This is a genomic window from Candidatus Pantoea deserta, from assembly GCF_003813865.1.
Taxonomy (GTDB): Bacteria; Pseudomonadota; Gammaproteobacteria; order Enterobacterales; family Enterobacteriaceae; genus Pantoea; species Pantoea deserta.
In genome coordinates, this window is the sequence record NZ_RMVG01000003.1 from 209,758 (window position 1) to 224,544 (window position 14,787).

Annotated in this window: 16 protein-coding genes; 13 read left to right on the top strand and 3 right to left on the bottom strand. The window is 49.5% G+C overall.

Translation table 11 applies throughout. The features are described from left to right. Positions 1–17 precede the first annotated feature (17 nt). On the top strand, positions 18–692 hold the full coding sequence (locus tag BBB56_RS06220) for a DUF6246 family protein (protein ID WP_123799859.1): 675 nt from the start codon (positions 18–20) through the stop codon (positions 690–692). On the opposite strand, the gene BBB56_RS06225 is transcribed toward BBB56_RS06220, so the two are convergent. Both BBB56_RS06225 and BBB56_RS06230 read right to left on the bottom strand, forming a co-directional pair. Then, entirely contained in the window at positions 693–1,043 is a 351-nt protein-coding gene (locus BBB56_RS06225; protein WP_123799861.1) for a hypothetical protein, read from the bottom strand. A gap of 39 nt (positions 1,044–1,082) precedes the next feature. Further along, complete coding sequence (locus BBB56_RS06230) at positions 1,083–1,625, bottom strand: hypothetical protein (RefSeq protein ID WP_123799863.1); 543 nt, start codon at positions 1,623–1,625, stop codon at positions 1,083–1,085. A 382-nt stretch (positions 1,626–2,007) separates the two neighbouring features. On the opposite strand from BBB56_RS06230, the gene BBB56_RS06235 reads away from it, so the two are divergent. The 10 genes from BBB56_RS06235 (at position 2,008) to BBB56_RS06280 (ending at position 12,672) form a co-directional block, all read left to right on the top strand. Then, positions 2,008–2,355, top strand: a complete 348-nt coding sequence (locus BBB56_RS06235; protein WP_123799865.1) for a hypothetical protein — start codon at positions 2,008–2,010, stop codon at positions 2,353–2,355. A gap of 122 nt (positions 2,356–2,477) precedes the next feature. Next, positions 2,478–2,786, top strand: a complete 309-nt coding sequence (locus tag BBB56_RS06240) for a hypothetical protein (protein WP_123799866.1) — start codon at positions 2,478–2,480, stop codon at positions 2,784–2,786. Positions 2,787–2,855: 69 nt separating this feature from the next. Next, positions 2,856–3,272: a lipoprotein gene (locus BBB56_RS06245; protein WP_123799868.1), complete on the top strand. Its 417-nt coding sequence runs from the start codon at positions 2,856–2,858 to the stop codon at positions 3,270–3,272. A gap of 57 nt (positions 3,273–3,329) precedes the next feature. Further along, positions 3,330–6,308 (top strand): phage tail length tape measure family protein, encoded by a 2,979-nt coding sequence (locus BBB56_RS06250; protein WP_199756203.1) that lies wholly within the window; start codon positions 3,330–3,332, stop codon positions 6,306–6,308. Positions 6,309–6,313: 5 nt separating this feature from the next. Further along, the gene (locus BBB56_RS06255) at positions 6,314–6,667 is read left to right on the top strand and encodes a phage tail protein (protein ID WP_123799873.1); all 354 of its coding nucleotides are present in this window, start codon (positions 6,314–6,316) and stop codon (positions 6,665–6,667) included. Continuing rightward, a complete protein-coding gene (locus BBB56_RS06260; protein WP_123799875.1) occupies positions 6,664–7,368 on the top strand; it encodes a phage minor tail protein L in 705 nt (234 codons plus the stop codon). Before BBB56_RS06255 ends, BBB56_RS06260 begins: the two co-directional genes overlap by 4 nt. Continuing rightward, positions 7,368–8,093, top strand: a complete 726-nt coding sequence (locus tag BBB56_RS06265; RefSeq protein WP_123799878.1) for a C40 family peptidase — start codon at positions 7,368–7,370, stop codon at positions 8,091–8,093. Before BBB56_RS06260 ends, BBB56_RS06265 begins: the two co-directional genes overlap by 1 nt. Continuing rightward, entirely contained in the window at positions 8,036–8,566 is a 531-nt protein-coding gene (locus BBB56_RS06270) for a tail assembly protein (protein WP_123799880.1), read from the top strand. The genes BBB56_RS06265 and BBB56_RS06270 overlap by 58 nt, the downstream gene beginning before the upstream one ends. Positions 8,567–8,575: 9 nt before the next feature. Then, positions 8,576–11,707 carry a TipJ family phage tail tip protein gene (locus BBB56_RS06275; protein ID WP_123799882.1) on the top strand — a complete coding sequence of 1,044 codons (3,132 nt, stop codon included), beginning with the start codon at positions 8,576–8,578 and terminating at the stop codon, positions 11,705–11,707. Beyond that, a complete protein-coding gene (locus BBB56_RS06280) occupies positions 11,707–12,672 on the top strand; it encodes a hypothetical protein (RefSeq protein WP_123799884.1) in 966 nt (321 codons plus the stop codon). Before BBB56_RS06275 ends, BBB56_RS06280 begins: the two co-directional genes overlap by 1 nt. On the opposite strand, the gene cor is transcribed toward BBB56_RS06280, so the two are convergent. Then, entirely contained in the window at positions 12,661–12,885 is a 225-nt protein-coding gene (gene cor, locus BBB56_RS06285) for a phage exclusion lipoprotein Cor (protein ID WP_123799886.1), read from the bottom strand. The two genes, BBB56_RS06280 and cor, sit on opposite strands and share 12 nt — an antisense overlap. Before the next feature lie 168 nt (positions 12,886–13,053). On the opposite strand from cor, the gene BBB56_RS23705 reads away from it, so the two are divergent. Then, positions 13,054–14,094 (top strand): gp53-like domain-containing protein, encoded by a 1,041-nt coding sequence (locus BBB56_RS23705; protein WP_233592993.1) that lies wholly within the window; start codon positions 13,054–13,056, stop codon positions 14,092–14,094. Between the two features lies 1 nt (position 14,095). Beyond that, a complete protein-coding gene (locus tag BBB56_RS06295) occupies positions 14,096–14,506 on the top strand; it encodes a tail fiber assembly protein (RefSeq protein ID WP_123799888.1) in 411 nt (136 codons plus the stop codon). Positions 14,507–14,787 lie beyond the last annotated feature (281 nt).

Genomic DNA, 14,787 nt, shown 5'->3' on the forward strand with positions numbered 1-14,787 from the left:
ATGATTATGGAGAGTTTATGACCCCCTATAAAGAGATTGGCGAGTGCGTTATCTCGCTGGGTGATAGTGATTACTTCTTCCGTCCGTCATTCGCAAACATGATGCGTATTGGCGAACCAGCCGCGATCGTTCAGGCATTTTACGATCTGCACAATGATGAATATGCTTCGTTGATTCAGCGCTCACTAGCAGCTTACGGAGGCGTCCCGCAGTGGCTGATGAGTTACATTGCTCGGCCGCAGTTCAATAAGAATGTGGTCTACTCAGCCATGAATGTACTGTCAGCTTGCTGCGATGAAAACATCACTGATCTGGTCGGAGAGTTGCGCCCCGGCAAGTTTGGAAAGTGGCTGTTTGTGTACCGCAAAGGCGCAATGCCGGTAAGTGACATGGTTTTGATTGCGCAGTCTCTTATCCAGCACGGCATCATCGGGAAGGCAAAAGTAAGGCGGTTGCAAAAGCATGAAGGGACCAGCACTTCATCTGAGTTTAATGCTTTCGAGTACATCAGCGCTGCCCGAACCCACCTCGGAGTAAGCCGCGAGGAAGCGGAGCAGTTGACGATGACGGAGTTTCAGATGCTGCTGGCAGCGAAATTCCCGGAGCAGAAAGGCTTTACGAAAGAAGAGTACGACGCTGTAGCTGATGATTATCTTGCGCGGAAAGCACGCAAGATAGCCCAATCAGCTTAATCATCGCGTTTTTTCAATAAAGCTGATCCTTTTTACCTTTTTTAAAAGGGTCTTAACATCTTTTTCAGAATATCCTTCAATGTTAACTATTTCACCATCTTTAGTTTTAACTATAAATTTTTTCTTATCGTTTCTTTTTAGATAGGCTCTGATGGCGAGTGAAAGAGACGGGATGAAATATGGCGACTCAACAAGATCAATTACGATGTCGTAAAGCGCGGAGTCAAAAGCAACTCCTTTTTTATATTTCTCGGATAGACTTGCTTCAATATGATTTTCTTTCATTATCTCAATGAATTGAGAGATGTCTGTAATGGATACTGCAAATGTCAATTTGTCAGATTCTTTCATATGTTCCTCATTATAATTTTAGCAATTTATTAGGGATTTCTAGGTGCGAGGCAAAGATGGATAGACTTCTACTAGGAAATGACGAACGTGGTTTACCAGCCACTCGCAGCCGCCAACCTCTTGATGCCGATACCAAAGCCCAACTTTGTCAAAGGTTCCCTGATATTCCAGCGGGGAATGACTCCACTGAAGCATTGCGCGTGCAAATGCTAATGGGTGCAGTTCCGAAGTATCATCCGAGTATAGGTCACTGATCCATTCGTAGAAATCTTCATCTAACTTTCTCAGGGAATCTACAGACGAAGGTCTCTTACTTGGGCGAAATGAAAAATCACAATATCCAGCATAATAATTTTCATATGGTCCAAAATCACAGCCAAATGTCATAAAGAACCCATTGGGCCCATTAACTTCGCTAAGAAACTTTTTTAACCATGGATAGTTCTGGGCCTCCTGAATTTCATCAATACGTTCTGGCTCTAAAGTAAGATCAATACCGCCATTGTTAATTCTCCCATCGTCATGAATCTGTTTACGGTAGGGAAACCTCAAAAAATTGTCGTTAACCTTGTCTCTTTCCATGATGCACCCTCTGCTGTGTATGGCGGCAGATTATCCTGGCCTTACCATTTCGCCCATCCTGATAGATGATCAGTGCTTATGCTTTGCATTGTCTCACTCTTTGACCATGCTATGATTTCTGCCGTTAAAGAGGGAGAAAGTGTCCATGACAAAGAGGAAGCTATTCGCACTGCTGGCGGCAGTATTCGTAGCCGGCGCCATCATCCAGCAAGTGTTCTGGAAGATCGGTTTCTCTGTAGGATTGATAGTTATGGCTGCACTTTGTGCCTGGTGTAGCTGGAAAGCCAAAGATTAAAACGCATTTGAAATCGCGACCTGTTGCACCACCTTGCACCCATGCCATGCTAGGATTTATCCCACAACATGCTTTTGGGATAGGGATATGAAATTAGCTTTAGCTATGATGGGATTGCTAGTGTGCTCTGTGGCGCATGCTGATTTAGAGAGTGCTGCAAAAAATCTAAGCGACTGCGTAACTCAATATGCAGACAGCCAAGTCAAAACAACCAAATCAGCTGGTGTAATCACTGATGAAGCTTTTGATAAATGTAGCGCTGAACTCTCTGAGTACCATGACTCAATTGGCCCAGATAAAGCGCAATGGTCTGGTTTAAGTGCTCAACAGAAAGAAGCTATTACAAAAATTAGGGACCAGACAACTTCAAAGGTTCGCGAGAGTATATCTTCACGGATCGACACCTTCATTTCTGAATCGCGCAAGAGCTCTTAGCCCGCTCCGGCGGGTTTCTTGGCTATAGCCTTTGCAATACCGTAAATGATTGTAATAACGATGAAGCTCATTTCTTTTTTGACGATATCGACACTAGTGTCAGTCTATGAAAGGAGTGAGTGATGGTCAGCAAAGCAAAATTAGTCCTAGTCGCAGTGAGCATGATTTTTGGCATTCCGCTAACTATGTCTGGTCTGCAACTAAAGGAAGGAATGTTTCTAAAGCAGATGGTGAATTGCCAAGAGGATGCTTCTAACAGCGTCATGTCACTTTTAGATCGTGACATCAACACCATCAGAGGGGGAGAGTTTGAAAACATATCAAGTAATCTCAAAACCTGCACTAAAGACATCAACCCAAGAATTGGCGTTGTGACCTTCTTGCGCAATGAGCACGAAAGGAACGCCAAAGAGACCGCGGCTATCAAATAGTTGTATTGCTTCCCATTGCACTTCATCCCGGCTAGGATTTATCCCGCTGTTACTTATGGGGATAGGGATATGAAGAAACTGATTTTGGGTGCGGTTGTCGCAGTGCTACTGTCAGGATGTTCTCAGGTCAAGCCTGAGCAAGATCTAATGTCGGCAATCGATTTCAGTAAGGCTGACTACGGAACGCCTCCCCCTGATTACAAATTAAAAATTAAGGCGTGGCTGGAAAGTAACCTCAAAGATCCAGATTCCGCAAAAGTGAGTGAACCTACCGTTCTACGAAAAGAAGTCGCGTTTGAGAATAAGCAGCCAATATTTGGCTATACCACTTGTATGGGTGTAAACGCCAAAAATTCATATGGCGGTTATACCGGAATTAAAGGGTATTGGTTCTTCTTTCATCACGGCGAGATCGTCAGGGCTCAGCAAACGGATGTGTACCCCGGAATGATGATCTTTCGAGGACATAATGTGACCTGCTCATAATTCACCAAACAACATCAACCTCGCTCCGGCGAGGTTTTTTTATGCCTGGAGAAAGTGATGTCTGAAAAGGTTGGGGAAATTTATTACGAGGTGGGAGCGGATATTGCTCCACTTCTTTCAGGCGCAAAAGCCGCAGAGACAGCGCTATCGGATATGGCAGGCAATGCCAAAAACACAGGCAAGGCAGTGGATAGCTTGGGCCGCGAAGCGAAATCAACAGCTTCTAATCTCGACCAGATTACATCGCACGCCAAATCTATGGACAGCTCAATGCAGACGCTGAGTACGTCCGTAACAGCTGTAGCTGCTGCAATTGCTCAATCGAGTACGAATAGCACTGCTGCCAGCATGACGCTTACGCAAATGAATGCGGCTATGCAGACTCTGATTTCTTCTGTTAATTCTATGGCAACAGCCATCCAGTCTGCTGGTACCAGTACGAAGGGAGCTTCGAATGAGTTTTCTCGCGCTGAAACCATCATTGAAGGGCTCGGCAATCAGATCGCCATTCTAGATGAGGCGCAAGAGAACGGTGCGCGGAGCGCTGCCGTTCTGGCCGCTCAGTTACGTGCCGGATCATCAGCTACCGATGAAGAAAAAAAGAAAATAGGTGAGCTTACCGGTCAGTTGTTTGATATGCGAAATAGCACTGAGCAAGGTACCAAAAGTCATGGTGCCTGGCGTCAACAAATGCAACAGGCTGGTTATCAGGTTCAAGACTTCATTGTTCAGGTCCAAGGTGGGCAGTCAGCGCTTGTTGCTTTCAGCCAGCAGGGTTCGCAACTTGCGGGTGCGTTTGGTCCTAGCGGGGCAGTGGTTGGAGCCGTAATTGCTCTTAGCACAGTTGTTGCAGGTACACTGATCGCCTCACTTAATGGCGGCAAAAACGCTATGGATTCGCTGGCGGATGCCGCTGATGCCATGGATAAAGTGATCACCATTTCTCAAAATGGCGTGGCTGCCCTGTCCAACAAGTATGCAAACCTTGCGCGGGTAAATGCTGAAGTGGCCACCCTGATGCGCAATCAGGCACTGCTTGAATACAACCAGGCTATAGCCAAAATACCAAAAGCAATCAGCGATGCGTCAGCATCGTTTATATCCTTTGGTGACACTCTCAAAACATCGTTTGGTGGCGGCGGAGCCAGTATTCAGGGATTTAATGATGCAATGTCATCTCTGAATATCAAAACCAATGATGTTGATGAGGCCATGGAGCAAGCCTATGGTTCTGGTCAGGCTTTCTATGCAACGGCAAGCACTCTCAGCAATACGGTCGGCGTACTGGCTGATAAGCTTGGGTTAAGTCGACAGCAAGCTTTTGACTTGGCTAAGCAGTTGTCTGACATTAGTAAAAACCCTTCACCTGAAGCAATACAGTCTCTAGCCTTACGCCTGCAAAGCATGACCTCGTCAAGCAAAGATGGTCAGACGCAGATTACAGCCCTAGTCGGTAAGTTGGTAGATCTTGCCAGGGAGGCTGCTAACGCAAAGGTAAACGTAGACGGCCTTAAATCATCTACAGACAACCTTACTGACGGACAGAAAAGCCTAATCCGTCAGTCTGAGCGAAACCTTGCGCTTTCGAAGCTTCAGGGCGCGGCAAGGGCACGCCTGCAAGCACAATATGCAGCGGAGGATGCAGGGTTCTCCAAAGACGATCCGCATACCAAACGTATGCAGGACGACGCATCCGCTACTTATACCAATACAGAAGCGCAGAAAAAGCTTCAGGCAGCACAGAAAAAGAGCACCACGCAAACTGAAAGCGTTGCGCAGAAGCTTGCAAACCTGAAGCAACAATCTGAGCTTGCCGGTGAAAGCACCAAGGAGTTGAGTAGAGAACAGGCCATACTGACCGCGCAGCAGTCGCTGGGCAAAGGCGCTACGCAGGAACAAGTTGCACTGGCAGGCCAGTACGCTGCTCAGAAATGGGACGTTACCAACGCTCTCAAGGCGCAGGCAGCAGCCGAAAAACTTATGCCTGAATCGCGTGAAAACGCCAGCTATAAGCAGGATGTTGCTGATCTGAATACTGCCCTGAGCGCCAAAAAGATAACGCAGGGACAGTACAACGTAACTGCAGAAAAGTTAGAGCAGGAGCACCAGACAAAGCTCGCGCAAATTCGCGCTGAGCAGGCTGTGACACCACAGCAGCAGGCAGCTGGTTCAGTTGACCCGGTTCAGGCACTGGCGAACGAGAACGCCCAGAAGCTGGCCCTTATCCAGCAGTTCACTCAGCAGCGCATTCTGACTGAACAGCAGGGCCTTGAACTGATGAACGCGGCCAACACCCAGTACGAGCAGCAGCGTATCGCGGCACAATGGGAGATATATAAAAACCAGAGCGCCGCTAACAGCCTTCTGGCTGACGCAGTGGACTCTCTTCAGGGTGGTGCGGCTAATGCCATTACTGGCCTTCTAAATGGCACCCAAAGCCTGAGTGAGGCGTTTGCTAACATAGGCACAACCATTCTGGGCAGCGTCGTTAGTGGGCTCGTTGAGATGGGCCTTCAGTATGTGAAGAATATGCTGATGGGCCAGGCGGCGGCCGCGGCATCTTTGGCCGCTACAGCTGCTCAGGCAACAGCGGCTGCCTCAGCATGGGCGCCGGCAGCAATCAGTGCTTCAATCGCAACGATGGGCACAGCATCATCAGTCGGTACCGCTGCTTATTCGACAGCGCTACTGTCCTCAAAGGGCTTAGCTATCGCTGGCGCACGAGAGCACGGCGGCCCCGTTAACGCCAGCAGCATGTACCGTGTGGGCGAAGGCGGTAAGCCTGAAATCTTCAAAGCCAGCAATGGCAGCCAGTACATGATTCCAGGTGATAGCGGCAAGGTAATCAGCAACAGCGATCTGGGCGGTGAGGGCAGCGGTAGTTCATTCAACCCAACCATGAATCTGACCATAAACACCACCAACGGTGTTGATGAAGGGACTATAAAACAGCTTCGTCAGGCCTGGTCAGCTGACATGATGAGAATGATGAAAGATCAGCAGCGCCCCGGCGGCGTTCTTTGCAAATACAGGTAAACCCCATGCCAGAAACTTTTACCTGGAGCCCTCAAAAGGGCTTCACGGCTTCGCGCACGCCAAATGTGGCGGCTGTAAAGCTTGGCGACGGATACGAGCAGCGCCAGGCCAAAGGCATAAACCCGTTGATGGACAGCTACTCACTGACGTTTGTCGGCTATGACGATGCGAAGTGTTCCCGGACCAACGCCGCGAAAGCTGCTGAAGCATTTCTAAAAGCGCGCATGGCCGTCGAATCGTTCTACTGGACGCCGTCAGATACGGGCGTGCAGAAGCTCTTCGTTTGCCGATCATGGTCGCTACAGAAGACAGGAAGCATTTATCAGTTAACCGCAACATTTGAGCAGGTGCCGCGATGAGAGACATCCCTGCAGAACTCATAATCGAGAGCGTAGACGCCGGTGTCGGCGCGATGCTCGACCTGTTTGAAGTAGACCTTCAGTCGTTCGGCGGTGATGTGATCCGCTTTCATGCAGGCACCAACGGCTATTACGGGGATGTTATCTGGCAGGGGCGAGCTTATTCGGCATACCCGATCGCCGTCGAAGGGTTCGATACTAAGTCTGAAGGAACGTATTCGCGCCCGACGATGAAGGTAGCGAACATCTCAGGCCTGATCACTGGCATCAACCATGACTTTGATGACGCGCTCGGCGCAGTGGTAACGCGCCGTCAGGTTCTGGTGAAGCATCTCGACGCGGTAAACTTCCCGAACGGCAACGCAGATGCAGACAGCACGATGGAAGCTGTGTCGCGCTACGTTATTGAAGAGATGGCCGAGGAGACCTTCGAGACAGTCACGTATAACCTGGCGACACCTGTCGACTGCGACAACGCCATAATCCCAGCACGCACTATCCTGGCTGACGTCTGCCAGTGGGTTTACCGTGGCGATGGTTGCTTCTATGACGGGCCAGCGGTAGCCGACGAAAAGGATAATCCGACCTCGGATATTTCGAAAGACAAGTGCTCGAAGCATTTGAACGGCTGCGAGTTTCGCTATCCCAAACCTAAAGCCAAACCGTTCGGCGGCTTCCCTGGCTCTTCGAAGGTGTCCTGATGATCGAAGAAGAGTGCCTTGCTTACGCTGCGCTGTCGCGCAATGAAGTCTGCGGACTGATTATCAATGACCAGCAGCTGATACGATGCGATAACGCTCATCCGAAACCAGAGCAGCATTTCCGAATAAGCGATACTGACTGGACACAAGCAGAAGCGGCGGGAGAAATCACCGCCGTTTTTCATTCTCACCCTATGGCAAAGCTGGTTCTGTCCGGCGCTGACCGTCAGGCGCAGATCGCTTCCGGCGTTGAATGGTGGCTCGCCAGCGGCGGCAGGCTTCGCAAATTCAGGCCGGTCCCGCATCTTCTTGGCCGTCATTTTGAACACGGCATTATGGACTGCTACACCCTCTTTCGCGATGCGTATCACCTTTGCGGTCTCGATCTGCCTGATTTCGAAAGGACAAACGGATGGTGGGTCCGGGGTGAAAACCTCTATCTCAAAAACATGGCGGCCAACGGATTTTATGAGGTTTCACTGGCAGACGTTCAGCCGGGCGATGTGATCATCCGTCGCGCGTTTCCTGAGTCCGATCCCTGTCATGCCATGATTTGGCTTGGGGATAATACAGTGCTTCACCACGAAGTGGCAGGCCGCCTGAGCCGCCGCGAACAATTCCGCCAGGCATACGTAAAACTGACTCATTCCGTCTGGAGGCATGAACAATGCTCATCTTTAGATTTGCGGGGAATCTCCGACGACATTTCCGCCAGATCGCTTTAAACGTTGATACGCCAGCGCAGGGACTTCGTCTTTTGCTTGCTCAGTCTCCGGCTTTCAAGCGCGACTTTTACAGGACCAAAATCCGGGTACGCATTGCGGGTGAAGACGTCACCGAAGAAAGCAAAAACCTTCACATGAACCGGCATCTTAAGGATGGCTCCACTGTGCTGTTTGCGCCGGTTATCGAAGGGGCCGGTCTGGAAACAGGCGCAATTGTTGCCATAGTGGCAGTAACGCTGTCTGTTGCTTCCGTCGCCTATTCCCTCTACATGACGTCGAGCATGAAAAATAAATCCTCTGCCGACCAGAACACAGAATCCATCACGAACAACTCGTTTACCAGCGTCGACAACCGTATCGGTCAGGGCAGGCCCGTTCCGCTGCTCTTAGGTGAAATGGTCGTGGGTTCAAACGTAATTTCACTCGGCATCGACACGTCGAACAATCAGGACTGGGACATTTCCATCAGTTAAGGTGAAAACATGAGTTCAGGCGGCGGCAGCGGCAGCACTCCCAAACTTTTAGACGACAACCTCAAATCGAAGCAGTTTCTCCGCGCCCTTGACCTCATCTCTGAAGGGCCAATTTATGGTCCGGTGGATCAGCAGCATCTGTCATCTTTCATGGTGAACAAAACTCCCGTCACGGATGCGCAGGGCAACGTCACAATAAACGGTGTCAGTGTTGCTTGGCGTCCCGGTTCGGCCTCACAGGAACCGATTAGCGGGTTTTCCGCTATTGAGGCTACCACTATCGTTAACACGGACGTTACGCAAAGCACTCCACTTGTGCGCACCGTTAGCGATACAGACGTGACGCGGGTCAGAATGAATATTGGTGTTTCCGGGTTGCTCCAGCAGGACACGAAAGGGAACCAGAAAAATACATCCGTAGTGATGGTGATAGAAACCCGTACTGGTAACACCGCGTGGCAGACAGTAAAAACGGTCACGATCACCGGTAAAATATCTGGTGAATACCTTGAGGCGCACTTAATCGATGCGCCGCAGACAAAGCCTTTCGATATTCGTTTACGCCGTATCACAGAAGACAGCTCAAGCGATCTGCTGAGCAATGGAACTGTCTGGAACAGCTACACCGAAATTACGGATGACAACCTTTCATATCCCTATGCAGCTATTGCGGGCGCCGTGATTGACCGCGACCAGTATACCGATACGCCAACGCGTACCTACCATCTGCGCGGGTTGATTGTCGATGTGCCAGATAACTACGATCCGATTGCTCGCACATATAGCGGCATCTGGACGGGCGGATTTAAATCTGCCTGGACCAACAACCCCGCCTGGCTGTTTCGTGCGCTGGTGAAAAATACCCGTTACGGACTGGCTAAGCGCGCTGGTTACATTGACATTGATGATGGCAGCCTTTACGTGCTGTCTCAGTTTTGCGATCAGCTGGTTGATGATGGTTATGGCGGAAAGGAACCGCGCTTTACCCTGAATGCTTACATTACTGAGCAAAAGAGCGCCCGCGATATTCTGGATGATATTGCCGGGATGTTCCGGGGGATCGCTCTATGGGATGGCATGCGGTTTACCATCATGCTGGACAACCCACAGGACCCGGTGGCGGCGGTCACAAATGCTAACGTGGTCGACGGCCTATTCACATACAGCTCTATGAAGCGCTCCGATCGCTATAACGCAGTCGTGGTTTCCTGGACGGATCCTGATAACGGCTGGGAACAGGTAAAAGAATACGTCTCGGATGACGAGATGATCGACCGCTACGGCTACAACGAAACGACTCTGGAGGCGTTCGGGTGCACGTCTCGAGGTCAGGCTTTTCGCGCCGGAAAATGGCTGATTGAAAGTGCCAAGCGTGAGACTAAAAAAGTCACGTTCCGTATGGCGCGTGATGCAATCGGCTTCATGCCGGGCGATATTATCGAAGTGATGGACAACAACTACGCCGCAACGCGGCTTGGCGGGCGTATCATTTCGCATAGCGGCGCGAAAATCACGGTTGATGCAGACGTGTCAGAGCTTGTATCTGGCGGCGATACCATGTCGCTGATGGGCGCTGACGGGAAGTTTTCAAAATACACTATTTCCGGCGTGGTCGGCAGAGTGATAACCCTGCGCACCGCTCCAGCCTGGGTAAAAGATGGCACCATCTTCGTGATTTCAACGGGCAAGGTGGCAACTCGCATGTTCCGCGTAATGGGCGTCTCTGAGGATACGAACAATTCGGTCTATAGCATTTCAGCAACCCTGTATGATCCGAACAAACAGGCGATCGTAGATGATGGGGCAGTTTTCGATACCCCGAATGACACACTGAACGGGTATCGTGTCCCGAACATCGAAAACCTGCGCATCATTAACACCAACAGCGAAACCGTTCAGGTTACCGCAACGTGGGAAACAGCCACGACAACACGCAAGCTGATGTTTGAGTTGTATGTGTATAACCTCGATGGCGCGGTGGTGGCTCAGTACGAGACTGACCAGTTCCGGTATGAGTTTTACGGGCTGGATGCAGGGAATTACACCCTGGGCGTGCGCGGCCGCAACGAAAACGGGATGAAAGGGGCGGAGACGCAGGTTAGCCTGGTTATCGGCGCACCGTCGGCACCTACTTTTATTCAGTGGAACCCGGGTATCTTCTCGGCTGATATTGTTCCGGTAATGAGCGTCAGCGCGACAATTGATACGACCTTCGAATTCTGGTACACCGGTGAGGTGCCAGCCAGTTCAATCGGCGCGGTAGAGACAGAAGCGCAATTCCTCGGCAGAGCCTCACAGTGGACCCTGCATGGATTGAAGGCGGACCACACTTACTACATGTACGTCCGTACCAAGAATGCGTTTGGCGTGTCGGCTTTTGTTCAGGTATCAGGACAGGCTTCGTCAGATATACCGGGAATGATTGACTATATCGATGAGCAGATCCGTAAGTCTGAGGCGTTTGAGCGGCTTTCCTCTAATATCGACACTAACATTGATGGGCTACTCCAGAACGCATTAAACCTTGATGCTTCGATAGATCACCAATTTGAGGCCTACGGGCGTAACCGGGCGGACATCCTCACTGTTAAGCAAACTGTGGCTGATAATGACCACGCCTATGCTGAAAAATTCGAACAATTGCAGGCAACATCCGATCAGAACTCTGCGGCGGTACAGCAGGTATCAAGCGCTTACGCAGATCTGAGTGGGAAGCTTTCAGCTCAATGGGGTGTTAAAGTCCAGGTGGACAGCAACGGTAACAAATATGTCGCTGGCATGCAGTTGGGTGTTGAAGGAAATAATGGTTCTGTACAGTCATATGCGTTATTTAGCGCCGATAATTTCGGCATATACAACACCACCAACGGGACTTATCAACTCGCATTCACCGCTGTAAATGGTCAGGTATTTATCAGAGATGCTTTCATCAACTATGCGTCAATTACTCTGGCAAAAGTAGGTTCTTGGTACTCATCTAATTACGTGGCAGGGCAGACGAGAACGATAATGCGTTCAGACGGCTCTTTCGAACTCAACGGTCCAGTATCAGGTCAGGGAAGATTTTTATTGGATAACAAAGGGGCGGCCTGGTACAACGCGAGCGGTCAGTTGGTTTGTGTAATGGGGGCTCAAAGGTAATGGCAGGATTTCAGACATTCATCAACGGAACGTCTTACGATGCTGTTAACTCGATGTCTTACAATTTTATCGCGGATGTGGCTACTGTATCCGGATCGGGCAGTCAGACTTATAGCCTGCCCGGCTTTAACCTTAGCGCGGTAATAATTGGCGGGAGAACGTCGGCAGGTGCCAGCCAGATAAATTATGCTGTATCCGTCTCTGGTCAGACTGTGTCATGGAGCGGGGTAGACATTGCATCCAAGTTAATTGTGACGGCTACGGCAGCAACGACGTTGAATTACGCAGGCTTCGTGTATAACGATTATTCGGTTAACCCTCCTGTATTTAAACTGGCGCCAAACTTCACGCCTTTCAATCTGGTCCAGGTAATAGATTTAACGCCTGCGTTCGACCAGATAGTGCAAACTAACGTACCGGTCAGTATGTCCCTGGTTGCTTTTCACAGGAGTACGGCAGGATCAGGGTTTAACCATGTGTGGTGGACTGAAGTTAACCAGAATGGATATTGGGCGCTGAAATTTAGGCCTAATTTCGGCCTTGCGATGGGGCCAACGCGCATTTACGTGTTTGCAAAAATGATGGTAAACGCCCCGCCTGGTGGGTTCTTTATGTATAACAATGGCGTGATGGTGTGGCACAGCAACTGCCTTCCCCTTCAGATGCAGACGGGGTCCACAACCAACGCGGGACAGTCAGTAGCTATTACCTCAGGCGTATCGGTGGTTGTCGCATATCCGAGTGATCCGGCTTATCCGAACATTGGTACACGTCGTTATAACTGCTACAGCGCAGGCTTAAATTCTTCAGGTAACTGGGAGGCGTCCGGTGGAGACCTTTACGCCTCAGCTGAATACAGCAACCCAGCAAACTCAGGCGCCCCTCCTTCTTATTCATGCGGGCCACCCGGCTTTATTTATACAAATGCTTATGACAGCTATTACAGACAGGCGTTAGGGGTTTAACTTGTCGCAAGATGAGGTGTCGATAAACTGGGGCTTGTCTGTCCATGTATAAAAAGGATTTCCAGCGAGATAGCGTCCGTTTTCAACTTTAAATATAGCTACATTGTAAACCTCTTTATAAATGGTCGCTTTGTTGTAGCAAACGGGCGGAGAGTTAGAGACGCAGCCAGATGCCAGCAAAGATAACAAAGTGATAGTGATAATCTTTTTCATTTAAACTTCCTTCTTGCGTTATATGTGAACTCTAAAAGAATGACCAGTGGATTAATTGAGAGAGTAAAAAACATTGGTGAGTCTTAATAACTTGATTGAGCGTAATTGATAATCAATTACATGAAAGCCCAGCCTTAGCGCTGGGTTTTTTATTATCCGGAGAAAACCATGCCAGCAGGCACTATTACCCTAACAAATAATTCCGCCACCGTTACCGGCTCTGGAACGAGCTTTACATCCGAGCTAAAGGCGAATGACTTCATCGTCGCGGTAGTCGGCGGGGTAACTTACACGCTCGGAGTCAAGTCGGTTGATTCTGCAACCGGCGTAACGCTCATTACAGCTTATAGCGGACCAACTACTTCAGGTCTGGCATGGACTGCTGTGCCAAATGCTGCGCTAGTGGGAATTACTGCTCAAGTTGCGGCAGATGTTGCAAAAGCTATTCGAGGCTTAAACCTTGATAAAGCGAATTGGCAGCAGGTGTACAGTGCATCAGGAAATATAACCGTAACTTTGCCAGACGGAACTCAATATAGCGGGCCAGCCTGGAATAGCATCACCAACACACTCGGCACTAAATTAGATAAAAGCGGCGGTACGCTTACTGGGCCTCTTAACGGAACAACACTGGTCCTTAGCTCTTCTGGAACAATGAGCAGTATGGAACTGGTAAATGACACACCATTTATTGATTTCCATTACGGAAGCAATGCATCAGTAGATTACACGACGCGAATTATTGAATCCGCATCAGGTACACTGACTTTGCGAGCTTCAAGTAGCTCTTATGCAGGGCTGGCAGTTGGTGCGCTTGGGCTTAACGGGCAGTTGACGGCAAACGGAAACACACTGGCAGGCATCGGAGCATTATCATTCAATTCTGTAGCTAATCTCAGGACAACGCTTGGTAACATGGGTTTCTCACAAGGAGCTAATAACAGCTTCGACATCCCAGGTCCATCCAGAACGATGCGTATAATGTGTTCAACAGCAGTTGTCACGACTAATACGTCAGGAGAAACAACCGTCACCTATCCACAAGCGTTCTCTACTGCTCTTGTGGGGTTAGTAATTTGTGCCGGAGATAATGTCGGAAACCCATTTGCGATCATCAACTATTCATCATCCAGAACAAGTAGCTTTGATTTTCACTGCGCTAACGCTTCCAGTTCGGTTCGCGTCAATTACATAGCGATAGGATATTAAAATGAAATACAGTCCAACAACGCTGGGTTTTTACCCGTCTGACGCTGAATCGCTACAGGCGTATATCGATGCAGGCAATCTTCCAGACGATCTTGTTGACATTTCTGATGATGACTACAAGGAATGGTTTAACCCTCCAGAAGGGAAATACGGCGCATGGGTCGATGGAGCACCAGTCTTGCTGAATATTCCTGAGCCTGATTATATCGGGCAGGCTGAAGCAAAAAAGGCTCAACTGCTGTCAGATGCCACCAGTGCAACATACTCTCTTAATCTTAAGTTGATGATGGGCAGGACTTTAACGGAAGATGAGACAGCCACAGTAAATGCGTGGCTTGATTATGTTGATGTTTTAAACGATACCGATTTAAGCGATGCCCCAGATGTTCAATGGCCCACTAAGCCAGCATAAAAAAGCCCCGGCGACGGGGCAGAGGTAGACCGCGCCGATCTGAGCAGGCTACGGGGCCATTGGTTTATGGTAAGGGGGCGCATAAAGGAGCGACAGGGAGCAGAAAAGGAAAAGCCCGCCAGGAGCGGGCAATCATGAGGCATGTGTCGTTATGGCTAATTATGCTGCTGTGTGCGGGCAAATCATATGATGTTGCAGTACGTATTTTAAGCGCCCGATTCGAATATAGAATAACCTCACTGCTGTAGAGCCATTGACAGATGATAGCCTGCCGCCGCCGA